The organism is Novosphingobium hassiacum (assembly GCF_014196055.1).
Classification (GTDB): domain Bacteria; phylum Pseudomonadota; class Alphaproteobacteria; order Sphingomonadales; family Sphingomonadaceae; genus Novosphingobium; species Novosphingobium hassiacum.
Genome location: NZ_JACICY010000003.1, coordinates 284,669 through 301,594, shown reverse-complemented (window position 1 = coordinate 301,594; position 16,926 = coordinate 284,669). Strand labels below are relative to the sequence as shown.

General features: G+C 64.0%; 16 protein-coding genes and 2 tRNA genes. 6 read left to right on the top strand and 12 right to left on the bottom strand.

Annotated features, from left to right (window positions below):
* The first annotated feature begins 6 nt into the window (after nt 1–6).
* Both GGQ88_RS08685 and GGQ88_RS08680 read left to right on the top strand, forming a co-directional pair.
* Nucleotides 7–285 (top strand): DUF1467 family protein, encoded by a 279-nt coding sequence (locus GGQ88_RS08685; protein ID WP_183612753.1) that lies wholly within the window; start codon nt 7–9, stop codon nt 283–285.
* A 28-nt stretch (nt 286–313) separates the two neighbouring features.
* Complete coding sequence (locus GGQ88_RS08680; protein ID WP_183612752.1) at nt 314–1,780, top strand: glycosyltransferase family protein; 1,467 nt, start codon at nt 314–316, stop codon at nt 1,778–1,780.
* On the opposite strand, the gene phoB is transcribed toward GGQ88_RS08680, so the two are convergent.
* The 10 genes from phoB to recJ all read right to left on the bottom strand — a co-directional run bounded on the left by phoB (nt 1,777) and on the right by recJ (nt 11,409).
* The gene (gene phoB / locus GGQ88_RS08675) at nt 1,777–2,466 is read right to left on the bottom strand and encodes a phosphate regulon transcriptional regulator PhoB (protein WP_183612751.1); all 690 of its coding nucleotides are present in this window, start codon (nt 2,464–2,466) and stop codon (nt 1,777–1,779) included. The genes GGQ88_RS08680 and phoB overlap by 4 nt on opposite strands.
* 213 nt (nt 2,467–2,679) lie before the next feature.
* Complete coding sequence (gene phoU, locus GGQ88_RS08670) at nt 2,680–3,363, bottom strand: phosphate signaling complex protein PhoU (protein ID WP_183612750.1); 684 nt, start codon at nt 3,361–3,363, stop codon at nt 2,680–2,682.
* A 22-nt stretch (nt 3,364–3,385) separates the two neighbouring features.
* Nucleotides 3,386–4,201 carry a phosphate ABC transporter ATP-binding protein PstB gene (gene pstB / locus GGQ88_RS08665; protein ID WP_183612749.1) on the bottom strand — a complete coding sequence of 272 codons (816 nt, stop codon included), beginning with the start codon at nt 4,199–4,201 and terminating at the stop codon, nt 3,386–3,388.
* Between the two features lies 1 nt (nt 4,202).
* Nucleotides 4,203–5,483: a phosphate ABC transporter permease PstA gene (pstA, locus tag GGQ88_RS08660; protein WP_425490427.1), complete on the bottom strand. Its 1,281-nt coding sequence runs from the start codon at nt 5,481–5,483 to the stop codon at nt 4,203–4,205.
* Nucleotides 5,476–6,858: a phosphate ABC transporter permease subunit PstC gene (pstC, locus tag GGQ88_RS08655; protein ID WP_183612748.1), complete on the bottom strand. Its 1,383-nt coding sequence runs from the start codon at nt 6,856–6,858 to the stop codon at nt 5,476–5,478. Before pstC ends, pstA begins: the two co-directional genes overlap by 8 nt.
* Nucleotides 6,859–6,877: 19 nt before the next feature.
* Complete coding sequence (locus GGQ88_RS08650; protein WP_425490431.1) at nt 6,878–7,918, bottom strand: substrate-binding domain-containing protein; 1,041 nt, start codon at nt 7,916–7,918, stop codon at nt 6,878–6,880.
* Nucleotides 7,919–7,981: 63 nt separating this feature from the next.
* Nucleotides 7,982–9,178 carry a sensor histidine kinase gene (locus tag GGQ88_RS08645; protein ID WP_183612746.1) on the bottom strand — a complete coding sequence of 399 codons (1,197 nt, stop codon included), beginning with the start codon at nt 9,176–9,178 and terminating at the stop codon, nt 7,982–7,984.
* A 164-nt stretch (nt 9,179–9,342) separates the two neighbouring features.
* A tRNA-Glu gene (locus GGQ88_RS08640) sits at nt 9,343–9,417 on the bottom strand.
* Between the two features lie 58 nt (nt 9,418–9,475).
* Nucleotides 9,476–9,550 (bottom strand) — tRNA-Glu (locus tag GGQ88_RS08635).
* A gap of 83 nt (nt 9,551–9,633) precedes the next feature.
* Nucleotides 9,634–11,409: a single-stranded-DNA-specific exonuclease RecJ gene (gene recJ, locus GGQ88_RS08630; protein WP_183612745.1), complete on the bottom strand. Its 1,776-nt coding sequence runs from the start codon at nt 11,407–11,409 to the stop codon at nt 9,634–9,636.
* Nucleotides 11,410–11,567: 158 nt separating this feature from the next.
* Here recJ and GGQ88_RS08625 point away from each other — a divergent pair, with 158 nt between their 5' ends.
* The 4 genes from GGQ88_RS08625 (at nt 11,568) to GGQ88_RS08610 (ending at nt 14,659) form a co-directional block, all read left to right on the top strand.
* Complete coding sequence (locus GGQ88_RS08625) at nt 11,568–12,797, top strand: hypothetical protein (RefSeq protein ID WP_183612744.1); 1,230 nt, start codon at nt 11,568–11,570, stop codon at nt 12,795–12,797.
* A complete protein-coding gene (locus tag GGQ88_RS08620) occupies nt 12,787–13,281 on the top strand; it encodes a flavodoxin family protein (protein ID WP_183612743.1) in 495 nt (164 codons plus the stop codon). The genes GGQ88_RS08625 and GGQ88_RS08620 overlap by 11 nt, the downstream gene beginning before the upstream one ends.
* A gap of 104 nt (nt 13,282–13,385) precedes the next feature.
* Complete coding sequence (locus GGQ88_RS08615; RefSeq protein WP_183612742.1) at nt 13,386–14,126, top strand: hypothetical protein; 741 nt, start codon at nt 13,386–13,388, stop codon at nt 14,124–14,126.
* Between the two features lie 47 nt (nt 14,127–14,173).
* Complete coding sequence (locus GGQ88_RS08610) at nt 14,174–14,659, top strand: AHH domain-containing protein (protein ID WP_343057133.1); 486 nt, start codon at nt 14,174–14,176, stop codon at nt 14,657–14,659.
* A 3-nt stretch (nt 14,660–14,662) separates the two neighbouring features.
* On the opposite strand, the gene GGQ88_RS08605 is transcribed toward GGQ88_RS08610, so the two are convergent.
* Both GGQ88_RS08605 and GGQ88_RS08600 read right to left on the bottom strand, forming a co-directional pair.
* Complete coding sequence (locus tag GGQ88_RS08605; RefSeq protein WP_183612740.1) at nt 14,663–15,643, bottom strand: NAD(P)H-dependent flavin oxidoreductase; 981 nt, start codon at nt 15,641–15,643, stop codon at nt 14,663–14,665.
* Between the two features lie 86 nt (nt 15,644–15,729).
* Entirely contained in the window at nt 15,730–16,773 is a 1,044-nt protein-coding gene (locus GGQ88_RS08600; RefSeq protein ID WP_183612739.1) for an amidohydrolase family protein, read from the bottom strand.
* Nucleotides 16,774–16,926: the final 153 nt, after the last annotated feature.

Genomic DNA, 16,926 nt, shown 5'->3' with positions numbered 1-16,926 from the left:
GGCGTCATGAAGATTACGTCGATCATCGCGATCTATGCGCTGTTCTGGGTGATGGCGGCGTTCATCGTGCTGCCGTTCGGGGTGCGCACGCATGACGAACTGGGCGCGGCCAAAGTGCCGGGGCAAGTCGACAGCGCGCCAGGTAACTTCGCGCCACGCCGGATCGCGTTACGTGCGACGATCCTGTCGGCGCTGATGTTCGCGTTCTTCTATGCCAACTATTTCAACGAATGGATCACGGTCGCGGATCTCGACCTGACGACGTACTTCGGCCACTCGAGCTAGCTCGGGCGCAGTCGGGGGGCTGGTCGATATGGGAGACAGATTCAGGCTCGATCCGGCACTGGCATGGTTGATGGTGTTGGCGCTTGCGCTGCGCGTGCCGATCGCGCTGTTCACGGTCTACCACCAGGCCGACGAGGTCTGGCAATATATCGAGCCGGCCTACGGGTTAGTCACGGGCGACTGGATACGTACCTGGGACATCAGGCTGGGCATTCGCAGCTGGCTAATCCCGCTCGTTCTGCTGGGGCCGGTGTGGCTGGGACATGCGCTGGACCCGGCGGGCGAACTGCATCTGGTGCTGCCACGGCTATTTATGGCGTGCTTGTCGCTGGGATCGGTGTGGGCGGGTTGGTCGCTGGGGCTGCGTGTCAGTAGACGTCATGCCATCGTGGCAGGTTTCGTCGCGGAGGTCTGGATCGACTTTGCCTATTTCGCCCCGCGCACGTCGAGCGATACGCTGTCGGTGATCGCGATCTTGCCGGGCCTTGCGCTGCTTTACCGCTTTCGTGAGCGCGGTGGCGCGGGTCTGGCGCTGGCCGGCTTCCTGCTGGGGCTTGGCTTCATCACGCGCTTCCCGCTCGGTCCAGCGCTGGCGATCCCATTCCTGTGGGCGGGGCGCATCGACATTCGCAAGGCATGGGTCCCATTGCTGGTCGGCGCGTCGGGCGCGATAGCCTGCGATGTGCTTGCCAATGGAGCGATGGGGCAGCCGCCGCTGGCTTGGATCGCGCGCAACCTTGTCGCCAATGTCGTAGAGAATCGTAGCCACGATTACGGGGTCGAGACGGCAGACTGGTATCTGCGCGTCCTTGCATGGCAGTGGCAATATCTGGCAATTGCGCTGCTGCCGTCGGCGATTTTGGGCGCGCGGCGCTACCCGATGCTGCTGCTGACCGCGCTGATGGTCATCGCCATCCATTCGGCCATCGGTCACAAGGAATACCGGTTCATCCTGCTCGCCGTGTCGCTTCTGGCCCTCTTGGCGGCAATCGGATCTGTCGATCTGGCCGAATGGCTGGCGCGGGGCAGGGGGAAAGCGCTTGGCCCGAAAACCGTCGCAGTTTTGCTGGTGCTTTGGTTTGCCGGTTCGGTGCAGGTGGCCGCGGTCGAGCCGTTCAGCATCAACTGGGGCGTCGGGAAGGCACCCTTGCGAACGATGCGGGCCGTGCGCGAGCAGCCAGGGCTGTGCGGCTTTGCGACCTATCGGATCCGAGACGTTCCGTTTGTTTCGCGCGCAGTGCTCAACCGCCCGGTGCCGACTTTGCTGTTGGCCACGCGGAATGAGGCGACTGCGGGTCAGGCGCGCTACAATGTCGTGGTCGCGCCGGCAGAGCACATGGCCGAACTGCCTTCGCGCTATCGTTTCGTGCGGTGCATGTCACCAAAGAAGCCGCTGTTCGAACAGCAGTACTGTCTGCTGATCAGACCGGGGCCGTGCACTGAGAACGCGGGAGTGCTCGACTACAACGCCGCACTGAAGCGCTTGAACCGTTAGACCCCTTCGAGCGCGTAGCCGGCCGAGCGCACTGTGCGGACGGGATCGGCAGCACCGGGGACCGCCACGGCTTGGCGCAGGCGGCGGATGTGGACGTCGACCGTGCGCAGTTCGATGTCGCTGCCGCTGCCCCATACCGCATCGAGCAGCTGCCCGCGCGAGAACACGCGACCGGGGTGTTCCATGAAGTGGCGCAGGAGGCGGAATTCGGTGGGGCCGACCTTCATTGGCGTGCCGCGGCGCATGACACGGTGCGCGGTGGGATCGAGCGAGAGATCGCCGACGGTGATCGTTTCGCCTGCAAGGGCAGGGCGCACACGGCGCAGCACCGCGCCGACGCGCGCGATCAGTTCGCGCGGGGAGAACGGCTTGGTGATGTAGTCGTCCGCGCCGATTTCCAAGCCGCGGATGCGGTCGTCTTCGTCAGAGCGCGCGGTGAGCATGATGATCGGGACATGCGCGGTCTCTTTGTTGCGGCGCAGGCGGCGGCACACTTCGATGCCGCTGGTCCCGCCGATCATCCAGTCGAGCAGCACCAGATCGGGTGCGTCTTCGGCGGCGAGCAACAGCGCTTCGTCGCCATCGTCGGTGGTGCGCACGTCGTAGCCTTCACCGCGAAAGCGGTATTCGACCAGTTCGGCCAAGGCCGTGTCGTCTTCAACCAGAAGCAGTTTCGGGGCGGGCACGCAAACCTCCATGACAGTCAGCTTGCTGAAGCACGACGGATGTTACCGTGGTGTGACGAAGGTGAGATTTAAGGCAATTGCTGCTACACGACCAATGAATTCGTCATTACGAGCCGCGCGCAGCGGGGCGAAGCAATCCAATGCGGTTCGTAGGAACTCTGGGTTGCTTCGTCGGCTTTGCGTCCTCGCAATGACGAGGTGGTTTGGCGGAACCTAGGCCGGCGGAATGACTTCCTCGCGATCGGGCAAGTTCATGCCGGTGGCGGCGTAGTACACCATTTCGGCGATGTTGGTGGCATGATCGCCGATGCGTTCGATATTGCGCGCTACGAACAGCAGCTGCGCAGCCGAACTGATCGTGGAGGGGTCTTCGACCATGAACGAGATCAGGTTGCGGAAGATCGAATCGTAGAAGGCATCGACCTTGGCATCGCGCTGGACGATCTCGGTCGCGGCCACCGGATCGCGTGCGGCAAATGCAGTCAGCACGTCGTGGACCATCTCGGCGGCGAGTTCGTTCATCGCCGGGATCAGGGTGAGCGGTTCGAAGCGGCGGCGGCCTTCGGTGATGCCGACACGCTTGGCGATGTTCTTGGCGTAATCGCCGATGCGTTCGATCACGCCGGCGATTTTGAGCGCTGCGATGACTTCGCGCAGGTCGTCGGCCATCGGTGCGCGCAGGGCGAGGACGCGGATGGCGAGCCTGTCGACCTCGGCTTCGAGCTGGTCGATGCGCTTGTCGCGCGCGATGACGACAGCCGCCAGATCGTGATCGCCCCGGACAAGCGCGTCCATCGCTTCGGAGACGGAGAGCTCGGCCAGGCCGCCCATTTCCGCGACGAGGCCGCGCAGCCGGGTGATGTCCTCGTCGAATGCCTTGACGGTGTGTTCAGCCACGTCTCGTTCCTCGTCCCGCTGCTTAACCGTAGCGACCGGTGATATAATCCTTGGTGCGCTCTTCACGCGGATTGGTGAAGATGTCCGAAGTTTTGCCGTATTCGACGACCTTGCCAAGATGGAAGAACGCCGTGCGCTGCGAAACGCGTGCGGCCTGTTGCATCGAGTGCGTCACGATGACGATTGCATAGCGGCTGCGCAAGTCGTCGATCAGTTCCTCGATCCGTGCGGTGGCGATCGGGTCGAGCGCCGAGCAAGGCTCGTCCATCAGGATGACTTCGGGATCGACCGCGATGGCGCGCGCGATGCACAGGCGCTGCTGCTGCCCGCCCGAGAGCGCGGTGCCGCTGTCGGCGAGGCGATCCTTGACTTCGTCCCACAGACCGGCGCGGCGGAGGGACTGTTCGACGATCTCGTCCAGTTCGGCCTTCGATCCGGTGATGCCGTGGATGCGCGGGCCGTAGGCGATGTTTTCGTAGATCGACTTGGGGAAGGGGTTCGGTTTCTGGAACACCATTCCGACCCGGGCGCGCAACTGGACGACGTCCATGCCTGAGCGATAGATGTCATCGCCGTCGAGCGTGATTTCGCCTTCGACACGCGCGTTGGCGATCGTGTCGTTCATGCGGTTGAGCGAGCGCAGGAACGTGGATTTGCCGCAGCCCGATGGGCCGATGAACGCGGTGACGTAGCGTTGTGGAATGTCGATCGAGACATCGTCGATCGCCCGCTTGTCGCCGTAGTACACCGACACGTTCTTTGCGCTCATCTTCAGGGGCGCGTCGAAGTACGGCGTGGTTTCCGCCTTGACCTCGGTATGGATCGCTTCAGCGTTCATTTTACCACCGTTGTTCGAAGCGGTTGCGCAAGTAGATCGCGATACCGTTCATCAGGAGCAGGAAGACGAGCAGGACGACGATCGCAGCGCTGGTACGCTCGACGAAGCCGCGGTCGATCTCGTCGGACCACAGGAAGATCTGGACGGGCAACACGCTCGACGGCGAGGTGAAGCCCGATGGGGCGCTGGCAACGAAGGCGCGCATGCCGATCATCAGCAGCGGTGCGGTCTCGCCCAGCGCGCGGGCCATGCCGATGATCGTGCCGGTAAGGATGCCGGGCAGGGCGAGGGGCAGGACGTGATGAAACACGACTTGGACCTTGCTTGCGCCGATGGCGAGCGCAGCGTCGCGGATCGATGGCGGCACCGCCTTGATCGCGTTGCGGCCCGAGATGACGATGACCGGCATCGTCATCAGCGCGAGCGTCATACCGCCGATCAGCGGGGCCGAGCGGAAGTTCGGAAAGATCGCGAGGAACACGGCGAGCCCGAGCAGGCCGAAGATGATCGAGGGGACAGCTGCGAGGTTGTTGATCGAGATTTCGATCCATTCGGTCCAGCGGTTCTTGGGCGCGTATTCCTCAAGATAGAGCGCCGAGAGCACGCCGACCGGGAAGGCCAGGATCAGCGTGATGAACATCGTCAGCATCGAGCCCTTGAGCGCGCCCCAGATGCCGACCGATTGGGGGCTGGTGGCGTCCGAGCGGCTGAGGAAGCCCTTGTCGAAGGCGCGAACCAGCTTGCCTTCGGAGACCAGCTTGCGGGCGACAGGCTGCAGCGCCACTTTGCCGTCGCCGCGCTGGGCGTTGGCGAGTGGGTCGCTGGCAGGAAGCGAAACCCGAAGCGTGCCATTGAGCAACGAGGGATCTTCGATCAGCGTAGTGGCCACTTCGCGCCACGCACCATCGGCCAGCAGTCCATCGCTGCCGAGCCCGGCGGTGGCGGCGTCCTCTACGACCTTGGGGAGGCCTGCGAGTTCGAGGCCACCGAGTGGGTCGGGTTGGGTCAGGCGCTCTGCGTCGATCTGCATGGCACCTGCCAGCGGGATGGCAAAGCGCACTTCGCTGCGCTGGAAGCCGCCAACGCCGGCCGAGGTCATGTTGACCAGCAGGAACGCGAGCATCGCGCCCGAAAAGGCCACAGCGATGAAACCGAGCCAGCGGAACCAGCGATCGGCAGCCTTGCGCCGGGCAAGGCCACGGACCATCATCGCGTTGCGGCGGACCTGCAATTCGCTGCGCTCACCCGGGGTGACGGCATCGTTGTTCACGGGATCACTCATAAGCTTCGCGGTAGCGTTTGACCACGCGCAGGGCGATGAAGTTCAGGGTCAGCGTGACCAGGAACAGGACCATGCCCAGCGCGAATGCGGACAAGGTGGCGGGATGGTCGAAGCTGCCTTCGCCGGTCAGCATGGCGACGATCTGGAATGTGACCGTGGTCATGCTTTCGAACGGATTGCCGGTGAGATTGGCAGAGGCCCCTGCGGCCATGACCACGATCATCGTCTCGCCGATGGCGCGGCTGATGGCGAGCATGACGCCGGCAACGATGCCGGGCAGGGCTGCAGGCACGATCACCTTGCGGATGGTTTCGGCGGTCGTCGCGCCCATCGCCAGGCTGCCGTCGCGCATGGCTTGCGGTACTGCGGCGATGGAATCGTCAGCCATCGAGGAGACGAACGGGATGATCATCACGCCCATGACGAGGCCCGCCGCCATTGCGCTTTCGGTAGACGCGTTGGTGATCCCGATGGCATGTGCGGCGTCGCGCACCATCGGCGCGACGGTGAGCGCGGCGAAGTACCCGTAGACCACGGTCGGCACGCCTGCGAGGACTTCGAGCAACGGCTTCACCACCTTGCGCACAGTGTTGCTGGCGTATTGGGTGAGGAAGATCGCGCTCATCAAGCCGAGCGGAATGGCGACGATCATGGCGATGATCGCGCCGATGTAGATCGTGCCCCAGAACAGCGGGATCGCACCGTATTCGCTGCCATCGGGCGCGCCCGCACTCATCGGGTCGGGCGACCAGTGGGTGCCGAACAGGAAATCGAGCGGCGAGACCATGCCGAAGAAGCGGATGGTCTCGAACACCAAGCTGGCGATGATGCCGATGGTGGTGAGGATTGCGACGAGCGAGGCGATCAGGAGCAGCGCCATGACCGCACGCTCGACACGGGTGCGGGCGGTGAAATCGGGTTTCAGGCGGAGGAAGGCGAACGCGCCTCCGGCAAAGGCGACGAGGATCGTGACGACCAGACCGATCGAATCGAACAGGGTGATCGCGGTACGATAGGGCGCGACGAGAGCCTGCGCCTCTTCGTTGAACACGCCGAAGGCGCGGCCTGTGGCGACCGAGCGGGCTTCGGCGAGCAGCGTCTCACGTTCGAACCCGAAGTTTGGCAGAACCGCAGAAGCAGGGTCGGCAAGAACGTGGCCGGTGATCAGTGCGGGGCTGATCGCAGCCCAGAGCGCGGCGAACAGCAGCGCGGGAACGCCGACCCACAGGGCGACGTACCAGCCGTGGAAGTTCGGCAGAGAATGCAGGCGGACCTGCGGATCCTTGCGCCGGAATGCCCAGGCACGAGAACGTGCCGCCAGCCAACCGAGCAAGCTCAGCCCGAAGGCGAGCAGTAACAGGATGGCTGGCGACATGACTGCGGAAATTCCCCCGTTACTTCAATTCGGCGCCATCAAGGACCGGAAGGTCGTTAACAGCCTTGGCGCTTGCGGCAAGCACATCGTCGGGCGCGACGACCATCCCCAGCTTGGCAAGCACGCCATCCTTGGACCACAGCTTTGACCATTCAGTGACAAAACCGGCAAGTCCGGGGATTGCCTTGAGATGCGCCTTCTTGACGTAGATGTAGAGCGGGCGCGCGCCGGGATAGCTGAAGTCGGAGATCGTGGCATACGTGGGCGTCACGCCCTTCATCGTCAGACCCTTGATCCGGCCTTCGTTCTCTTCGAGATAGGAAAAGCCGAAGATGCCGATTGCCTTGGGGTTGGCCTCGATCTTCTGGACGATCAGATTGTCGTTCTCGCCGGCATCGACATAGGCACCGTCATCACGGACGTCGCCGCAGACCTTGTCGTGGCGGTCCTTGTCGCCGTCCTTGAGTGCCTTCATCTCGGCGTTTTCGTCACAACCCTTGGTGAGGATCAGCTCCTTGAGCGCATCGCGCGTTCCCGAAGTTGAGGGCGGGCCGTAGACGAGGATCGGTTCGGCGGGGAGCGACGGGTTGACGTCTTTCCAGGTCTTGGCGGTCTGCGGCTTGCCGTAAGGCGTCTTGGCCAGAGCCTTGTAGACGTCTTCCGGGCTGAGCGCGAAGCCAGGGCCGTTCTGGGCTTCGGCGAAAGCAACGCCATCGAGGCCGACCTGAATCTCGACGATGTCCTTGACGCCGCTCTTCTGGCAATCTGCGAACTCGGACTTCTTCATCCGGCGCGACGCGTTCGCGATGTCGGGGAACTGGGCGCCGACGCCAGCGCAGAACAGCTTCATGCCAGCGCCAGTGCCGGTCGATTCGATGATCGGCGACTTGATCGAGGGATCGGCCTTGGCCAGCGATTCGGCGACCGCCTTGGCAAAGGGATAGACGGTGGACGATCCGACCGCGCGGACCTGGTCGCGGGTGCCCGCTTCCTGCGATCCGCAACCGGCAAGAGCGAGGGCGCCTGATGCGGCGGCGGTGAGGGCTATCGTTCGAATCATCGACATGGTTTCAGCTTTCGTCCCTGTTGGCTTAGCGGCCAATGCGACGGTTGCGTGACAGCTTTATGACAGCGGTTCGGGCGCGGTGGGCGAAGGAGGGCCGGACAGCGGCATTCGCACGCTGACGGTCGTGCCGACGCCCGGCGCGCTGGCGATGTCGAGCTTGCCGCGATGGCGCTCGACGATGTGCTTGACGATGGCAAGGCCCAGGCCGGTGCCGCCCGCTGCGCGACTGCGGCCAGGGTCGGTGCGGTAGAAGCGGCGGGTGAGGTAGGGGAGGTGATCGGGGTGAATGCCTTCGCCTTTGTCGATCACGGTCAATTCGGCCTCGCCGCCCTGTGCGGTTAGCCTGACCTCGACGGGCTTCACGGGGTCGCCATACTTGAAGGCATTGTCGATCAGGTTGCGGACGAGCTGGTCGAGTTGCTGGCGGTCGCCGCAGACGACGGCCTCGGCCGCTTCGACGTGAAGGCGGTCGTCGCCGCGGGTCATGCCGACTTCGCTGCCGATGCTGGAGACGAGTTGCGCAAGGTCGATGCGATCGCGTGGGACATCGTGCTTTTCCGCTTCGATCCGCGAAAGCGACATGAGATCCTCGACGAGGCTCTGCAGGCGGCGGGATTCGCGCAGGACGGTGTTGTGGAATTTGGCGGCCGTCGCTTCATCGACCTTGGCATCGGGATCGGCGAGCGTTTCGATATAGCCGATGATCGAGGCGAGCGGGGTGCGCAGCTCGTGGCTGGCGTTGGCGACGAAATCGGTGTGGGCGCGGCTGATGTCGGCTTCGGCGGTGCGGTTGACCATCTCGATCAGCGAAAAGCGCTCGTCGATCGGCACGCGGCTGACCTGCCAGATGCTGCGCGCGCCGGTGAGGCCCCGCACAAGCGCGCGCCCCTGCGGCTTGGCCAGAAGCTGGATGGCCTCGGGATGGCGCAGCGCGACGCGTGCGTCCTGACCGACGATGTGGCTGCCCAGCTCCTCGCGCGCAGAGGCATTGGCGGCAGCGATGCGCTGTCCGTCGAGCATCAGGATGGGCAGGCCGAAGGGTTCGACCAGTTCGATCATCGTCTGGCGCGAAACGCTGCCATCATCGCGCGTGATGGTTTCAACGGTCGGTTCGGGTCGGGCAAGCCACAGCGTTGCGAGCCACACGACGACGATCGTCAACGAGAGCCAGATGCCGGCACCGCCGAAATACATCACGATGCCAGCGCACAGCGCGACGAAAATGCTGGGAAGAGGCAGCGACAAGCCAGTCATCCGATAACGCCGTTTGGTTAGCTTGTGCTTTGCGAATCAGTGACCGTCAGTGGCCGCCGAATTGACGCGGGATATGCCAGCACGAGCACTGTACGCAAGTGCGGTGGCCAGACTGTCAAATTCGTATCAGGAGTCGCGCGGGGCACAAGCGGTTCGAAAAATCCTGGTGACCCCTACGGGAATCGAACCCGTGTTTCAGCCGTGAGAGGGCCGCGTCCTAACCGCTAGACGAAGGGGCCGCTTGGAAGTGGCCGTACAATTCGCTGCTATCACCATCCCGATCATACGGGAAAAGAATGGTGACCCCAACGGGAATCGAACCCGTGTTTCAGCCGTGAAAGGGCCGCGTCCTAACCGCTAGACGATGGGGCCACTGGGCTTGCGCCGCTGTGCAGGTCCGCGCCTCTAAAAGCAGGAGCGCGGGCCGTCAAGCATCCATTTGGATGTACCAAGGGTCAGTCGGCAAACGCTGCGTCCTCGACGTGGAGTTCGGCCGCGGGGCGGCTGCCCCAGTCGTCGATCTTGGCGCGTCCGGCAAGCCACAAGTGCCGACCGCGCGAGGCGTGAAGCAAGGTCTGGCCGAGTTCTGTCTGGGCGGCGCGGAAGGCTATCGCCTTGAACGAGCGCCCGTCGCTGCCGCCCGCGATCATGCGGACGTGATCGGTGCCGACGAGATCGCATTTGACCAGCCGTACCGGGCCGACCGCGATGCGCGGGCCGGGCCAGCCGATCCCGAACGGGCCTGCCGTTTCGAGCAGTTCGACCAGATCGGGGGTGAGGCCGCCGGGACTGAGCGAGAGGTCGAGTGTCAGGGCCTGCGAAAGCCTGGAGCCGGAGACTTCGCGGGCAAGGCGATCATCGAGCCAGTCGGACAGGGCCTCCAGCTTCGATGGGTCAATCGTCAGCCCGCAGGCCATCGCGTGGCCGCCGCCCGCGATGAGCAAGCCCTCGGCACGTGCGGCGATGATGGCCGCGCCAAGATCGACGCCTGCGATGGAACGGCCGGACCCCTTGCCGTTACCGGCTTCGTCCGCATCGAGCGCAATGACCAACGCGGGCTTGCCGGTCTTTTCCTTGATGCGACCGGCAACGATGCCGATCACGCCGGGGTGCCAGCCGTGCCCTGCGACGACGATGACCGCGCGGTTGTGCTGGGAGGCGATCTGCGCTTCGGCGGCTTCCTGCACTTCCTGTTCGATTCCGCGCCGCTCTTCGTTGAGCAGCGAGAGTTGAGCGGAGATGGCGCGGGCTTCGCCTGCATCCTGCGTGGTCAGCAGGCGCACGCCAAGCGTTGCCTCACCGACTCGGCCGCCTGCATTGATGCGCGGGCCGAGCGCGAAGCCGAGGTCGCTGCAGGTGGGGGCGCGATTGAGGCGGCTGGCGTCGATCAGCGCGGACAGGCCGATGTTCTCGCGCCTTGCCATGATCTTGAGGCCCTGGCTGACCAGGGCGCGATTAAGGCCCTTCAACTGCGCGACGTCGGCCACGGTGCCGAGCGCGACCAGATCCAGCAGGCGCATCAGGTCGGGTGCGGTACGGCTGGTGAAGTAGCCGCGACCGCGCAGTTCTCTGACGGTGGCGATGGCCAGCAGAAACGCAACGCCGACTGCGGCAAGGTGCCCGTGTGCGGCGGCTTCATCGCATTCGTCGAGCCGGTTGGGATTGACCAGCGCCGCGGTGAGGGGGAGTTCGGACGCGCACTTATGGTGATCGACCACGATCACGTCGACGCCTTCGGCATGGGCTGCGGCCAGCGCCTCGTGTGCCATCGCGCCGCAATCGACGGTGACGATCAGGCTTGAGCCGTCACGCGCGAGGCGGACCAGCGCCTCGCCCGAGGGACCATAGCCTTCGAGAAGGCGGTCGGGGATATAGTGACCCGCATCGACGCCGAGATCCCGCAGTAGCAGGATCAGCAGGGCCGCGCTGGTGGCGCCATCGACGTCGTAATCGCCGTAGATCGTGATGCGTTCATTGGCCATGACCGCATTGGCAAGGCGGTGTGCGGCTTTGTCCATGTCCTGGAAGATTGACGGATCGGGCAGGAAATCGCGCAAGGTCGGCCGGCGGTGCCGGTCAAGATCGTCGCGCGAAACGCCGCGCGAGAGCAGGAGTTGCGTGACGAGGTCATCGCCCGGGGCATTGCCGCCCGCGCCCATGTCCATGTTGCCGCCGCGCCAGCGCCAAGCCTGGCCTGACAACGATCGGGTGATTGCGGTGACTGGAATCATGCATCTGCGCTAGACCATGTGGGGGTTACTCGAAAGAGCGCGTTTGAGTGCATTTGCGCACGATCATTGATTTGTCCCTTGGGCATATGGTCTCATCGATTCGGTGGACGACTCCACAAGGTCCGTCCGCGACAGCTCAGGTGCGAAAGGACGCGAGGATGCGGGCCAGGACGACAGCTTTTGCGATTTCGGGATTGGTGCTTGCAGGCGGCGGCGCTGCGGTGGTGGTAGCCCAATCGAGCGGTCCGGTTGCGCGCTACGAAATGCGCGCCGAAACGATGTCGGGTATCGGCGGCATGGGCGGACAGGGCGGCATGGCTGCAGCCATGTCCATGGCATTCGGAGGGACGCCGAAGGCGCAGCACATGCTGTGGCTGGATATCGGGTCCTCGCGCGCAGCGGCAGACGGCAAGCCGAAGGCCGAACATTTCATGCCCACGGGTGCGAAGTTGGGCAAGTCAGTGCTGCTCAAGACCCCGGTCGGCACGCCTTCACAGCCGGGCACAGCGGAATTCCAGCGGCCCAAAGGCCGTATGTTGATCTTTTGGGGCTGCGGGGAGCATGCACCAAAAGGCCAGCCGGTGGTGATCGATTTCAGCAAGCTGGCTGCGGGACAAGTACCGCCGGGCTTGTTCTCCAGCGCAGTGCCGATGGACAGGTGGGTTTCGCCCGCATCGAGCAAGACCTATGGGCACTGGCCGTCCGACGATGGCAAGTCCGCGCGTCCGGATTCCTCGCTGATCGGGCCGCATCGCGTATCGGGCAATTATTCTCCCGAGATGGCGTTCACGTTGGGCAAGGATTTCATGGCCCCTCTGAATGCCACCAACGCGCTGCAGCCGAGCGGCTCGACCTTGCTGCGCTGGAGCGCTGTGGCGGACGCGACCGGGTATTACGCGTCGATCATCGGTGGCAAGCAAGGCCAGCGCGGGCAGGAAATGACCGATGTCGTGTGGTGGTCGTCGAGCGCGACGCGCGAATTCGGCGGCGGCCTTTCGGATTGGCTGGCACCTGCCACAGTGGCGAAGCTGGTTACGGCACGAACCGTGATGTCGCCGCAGACGACGACGTGCACCGTGCCTGCCGAGGTCAAGGTGGCGGCACCCGATTTCATGTTCGGAACCTTGCATGCCTATGGGCCTGAAGAGTCGTTTTCCTATCCACCCAAGCCTGCCGATCCGAAGGCGAAATGGGCGCTCGAATGGACCGCGCGCATCCGGCATCGCTCGACTACTGGTTTTCTCATCGGCGTGGCAGGCATCGGAGACGCCGCAGCCGACGTGCCGGACCGGCCGCAGTGCAAGCCGAAGAAGAAGGGGCTGGGCGGCTTGCTCGGCGGCGCGCTGAGCGGAACGTTGGGTGTACCTTCGGCGGGAGATGGTTGTTGAGCCGATGCTGCTGATCGTCTGGCACAGCCGTACCGGCGCTGCCGAAGCCATGGCACGCGCGGCGCATGAGGGGGCGCAGGCCGAGGGGGCGTGTCGTCTGGTGCGCGCAGATGAGGCGACGCCAAGCGATCTTCTTGATGCGGCTGGCTACTTGTTCTGTTGCCCCGAAAACCTCGGCACCATGAGCGGCGCGATGAAAGAGTTCTTCGACATCAGCTACTACCCGTTACTGGGTCGGATCGAGGGGCGCCCCTTCGCGACGATCATTGCGGCGGGATCGGACGGCACCGGGGCGCAGCGACAGATCGACCGTATCGCGACCGGCTGGCGGCTACGGCGGGTGGCAGATCCGATGATTGTCTGCACCGATGCACAGACGCCCGAAGCCATTCTCGCAACCAAAACGGTGAGCGCCCAAGTATTGCGAGATTGTAGCAATCTGGGGCAGGCATTATGCGGAGGCCTTGGGCTAGGAGTTTTCTAAACGTTTCCACTATACGTCACACGAACATCCTCGCCAGGGTCTCGCAGACTCGACGGCTAACGATGCTTATGCCAGTCCGGCGTTGAACAAAGAGGTGGGCTCAAGTGGACGCAAGTGACCAGTCACGTGACTGCGCACCACTCGCCGCGCTTCTTTATGATTCAGGCTCGCTGCCCGGTATCGCGGATATCGTCGGCGCGGCGCAGGCAGCCGGTCGCTTCTCAGTCACCCATGTCGCCCCCGCGAGCGATGGCTGGGCCGAATTGCTGCGCGACGGGCTGACATTCGACCTGAGCGGTCTTAGTGGCGGTGCCAGAGCTGGATCGCCAGAGGTTATCCATCTGCTGGGTGTCGAGCCGCACATGATCGAAGGCTGTGCTGCGCTGCTGCTGTCACCCGGACCGCACTTGGCCGGGGCAGAAAAGCTGTTGCCAGTGATTCGCGTGATAGCCGAATTGGTGCTGCAACTTTCACGAGTCGGCGAGCCAAAAGCGATTTGCTGGATTCCCGCCAAAAACGCACTATCCCCCGCGCTCTTCGCCAAGGCCGTTTCGCCTTGGCTCGATGGTGGTCCTTTTCCGGCGCTTGCGCTTGCCGCAATCCAGCGGACCAGCGATGGTTCGGTCGAATCCGAAGGGCTCAAGTTCCTGACGGGGCAGGAATTTTCATTGTCGTCCCAAAGTGCCTCCAGCCCCGAACAACTGACGCGCGCTGCGATTAGGCTGATCGACTGGCTGGTCGCTCATGGACCCGTGACCAAGGCTCAGAAGGTAAATCTTGCCGGAACGGGGGCAGTCTTTCTTGAGGCGCAAGGCAGCACCCGTATCGTTGCAAGGTGTGTCTGAACCGGGGAAATCTTCGTAGAGATCGTCAGACGTTGCCCTTCGGTAGCGTGAATGTACCCGGTCAGCCGGGTTACGCTCCTGAACTGCAACGCCATCACCTGATCCCGCGACAGGTGCTCGGTTCACACGCGCTGGGGCGCATGCTTGCCCGGCTAGGACTCGACCACATGGGCTTTCACGATTTTCGGCGGAACGGGCTGCTGCTCCCGGCATCGGAAGTGGCTGCGTTGCGGATCGGCCTGCCGCTTCATCGCGGGCCGCATCGCAGTTACAACGATCTGGTGATCGAGCGCGCTGGTCAGATCGAGGCGCGCTGGTCACGCGAACGCGCAGCCGGATCGAAGCTTGCCGACTTCGAAGCGCTGATGCGATTCGATCTGCTGCAACGCGCGCTGCGCCGCAAGCTGCTCGACCCGCGATCGTGGTCACGCACGCCGCTCAATTCGCGCGACCCGGCGCTCGACTTCAGCCACCTCGATGAAATGGCCGACATGCTTTGGACGTCAACCGAATGGACGCCAAAAGCTGCCTGAATTTTACGTGAGGAACGGGGCGGTATTGGCGGAAAGGTTTGCGGTTGCTTCGCGGTATTCCGCTTCGAGCCGGTCGACACGCGCTGCGACCGATTCGATTTTCGATACAGCGCCGATGCCCTGGCCAGATCCCCAGATGTCCTTCCATGCTTTGGCAGGCGCATTCCCGCCCGAGCCGAAGTTCATCTTGCTCGGATCGCTTTCCGGAAGATTGTCGGGGTCGAGCCCGGCATTGACGATCGAGCTGCGCAGATAGTTGCCGTGGACGCCGGTGAACAGGCTGGAATAGACGATGTCATCGGCGCGCCCGTCGACGATCGCCTGTTTGTAGGCTGCGTCGGCGTGGGCTTCCTCGGTCGCGATCCACGCCGAGCCGATGTAGGCGAAGTCCGCGCCGAGAGCTTGGGCTGCGAGGACCGACTTGCCGCAGGCGATGGCGCCCGACAGCGCAACGAGGCCGTCGAACCATTCGCGGATTTCCTGCATCAGCGCGAAGGGCGACAGCGCACCGGCATGGCCGCCTGCGCCGGCTGCAACGGGGATCAGGCCGTCCGCGCCCTTCTCGATAGCCTTGCGTGCGAAACTGTTATTGATCACGTCGTGCAGGACGATGCCGCCCCAGCGGTGGGCCGCGTTGTAGACGTCTTCGCGCGCGCCGAGCGAGGTGATCAGCATCGGCACCTGCCACTTTTCACACATCGCCATGTCTTCATCGAGGCGGTTATTGGTTTTGTGGACGATCTGGTTGACCGCGAACGGCGCGGCGGGGCGATCGGGGTTGGCCCGGTTGTGCACGGCCAGTTCCTCGGTGATCTGGTGGAGCCATTCATCGAGCTGACTGATCGGACGGGCGTTGAGCGAGGGGAACGAGCCGACGACGCCCGCCTTGCACTGCGCGATCACCAGTTCCGGGCAGGAGATGATGAACAGCGGCGAGGCGATGACCGGCAAGCGCAGGTTGGCGAACAGCGGGGGAAGGGGCATTCGGGGCGATCCTCGCATGAATCTTAATTGATCGGTTAAGGCGTAAGGGGGTCGGCGCGGCTTGTCAAAGGGGTGTGCCCCGACGGTCAGGTCAGGAGGTGTTCGATCCCGTAGAATCGCGCCGCTGTGCCTGCGAACAGTGCGTGCTTTTCATCGGGTGACGTGCCTTGGGCGAGGCGTTTGAAGGTGTTCCACAGCGTGTTGTAGGATGCGCCCCACTTGTCGACAGGGTAGTTGCTTTCGAACATGGCGCGCTCGGGACCGAAGGCTTCGATGCAGGTTTCGATGTAGGGCTGCCACATGGCGGCGAGGTCCTGCGACGACAGACCCGCCTCTGGACCCCGTTCAGGCATGCCGCAGAACGCCATGGCGAGGCCGCCGAGCTTGATCGAGACATTGGGGCATGTAGCGATCTGCCGGATGCCGGTGCGCCAGACTTCGAAGCGTTCGGTCAGGGTGCCATGGTAGCTAGCGGTGCCGAGCGGCGTGCCGCAGTGGTCAAGGCATATCAGCTGGGCGGGGAAGGCGCGCGCAAGGTCGAGCACGTCGTCCAGTTGTGGCTCGAGTACCCAGGCGTCGAACGTGAGGCCGAGTTCGCCGAGGTGGCGGAAGCCCTGGCGGAATACATCGGAATGGTACAGCCGGGGCGCGGCATGGAAAGGTGACCCGAGGACGTCAGGGTCGGCATCCCACGCGCCCTGATGGCGGATGCCCTTGAAGCGGCCGTTGCCTGCTCGGATCAAAGCGTCGAGTACCGGGCGTGCCGAATCGCCCTGTCGCAGGTCGGCATGGCCGATGATCGCGGCGCAGGGGCGGAAAGCGCCGTAGAGGCCGCTCGCGCCCTGGGCTGCGACGCCGCCCACGAACTCGACCTCGCCGACGGTCTTGAACGTGGGGTCGCCATCGGCGCGGTAGAATGCGCCGCATTCCATATAGACCGTCGCGATGACGTTGTGGCCGCCGCGTGCGTCGCCAAGCAACTGATCGAAGGTGTAGTAGGCCGAGCGTGAAATCGTCTCGATGAACGGGTGGCGGGGCTCCGGGATCGCACCGATGAGCGGGCGCAAGTCCCACAAGTGGTGGTGCGGATCGATGATCGGCAGATCGGGTTCGAGTACAGCTTCGGCCATGTCCACTCCCACTGGTGCCTCTTTGCGGGCAGGTGGGACTATGGCCGAAGTGTTGGGGCGAGCAACGGTGATTTAAGCGAGGGGTTGAATTTTCTCGGGGGTTGGGCTCGCGGTGCCCACCCTCGGCCCCTCCCGCGAGCGGGAGGGGGGAAG

Bases quoted from the DNA above. Each gene is read 5' to 3' on its own strand.
- GGQ88_RS08685 (WP_183612753.1), top strand. From the start codon at position 7: ATGAAGATTACGTCGATCATCGCGATCTATGCGCTGTTCTGGGTGATG.
- GGQ88_RS08680 (WP_183612752.1), top strand. From the start codon at position 314: ATGGGAGACAGATTCAGGCTCGATCCGGCACTGGCATGGTTGATGGTG.
- pstB (WP_183612749.1), bottom strand. From the start codon at position 4,201: ATGAACGCTGAAGCGATCCATACCGAGGTCAAGGCGGAAACCACGCCG.
- pstA (WP_425490427.1), bottom strand. From the start codon at position 5,483: ATGAGTGATCCCGTGAACAACGATGCCGTCACCCCGGGTGAGCGCAGC.
- pstC (WP_183612748.1), bottom strand. From the start codon at position 6,858: ATGTCGCCAGCCATCCTGTTACTGCTCGCCTTCGGGCTGAGCTTGCTC.
- GGQ88_RS08650 (WP_425490431.1), bottom strand. From the start codon at position 7,918: ATGATTCGAACGATAGCCCTCACCGCCGCCGCATCAGGCGCCCTCGCT.
- GGQ88_RS08645 (WP_183612746.1), bottom strand. From the start codon at position 9,178: ATGACTGGCTTGTCGCTGCCTCTTCCCAGCATTTTCGTCGCGCTGTGC.
- recJ (WP_183612745.1), bottom strand. From the start codon at position 11,409: ATGATTCCAGTCACCGCAATCACCCGATCGTTGTCAGGCCAGGCTTGG.
- GGQ88_RS08625 (WP_183612744.1), top strand. From the start codon at position 11,568: ATGCGGGCCAGGACGACAGCTTTTGCGATTTCGGGATTGGTGCTTGCA.
- GGQ88_RS08620 (WP_183612743.1), top strand. From the start codon at position 12,787: ATGGTTGTTGAGCCGATGCTGCTGATCGTCTGGCACAGCCGTACCGGC.
- GGQ88_RS08605 (WP_183612740.1), bottom strand. From the start codon at position 15,643: ATGCCCCTTCCCCCGCTGTTCGCCAACCTGCGCTTGCCGGTCATCGCC.
- GGQ88_RS08600 (WP_183612739.1), bottom strand. From the start codon at position 16,773: ATGGCCGAAGCTGTACTCGAACCCGATCTGCCGATCATCGATCCGCAC.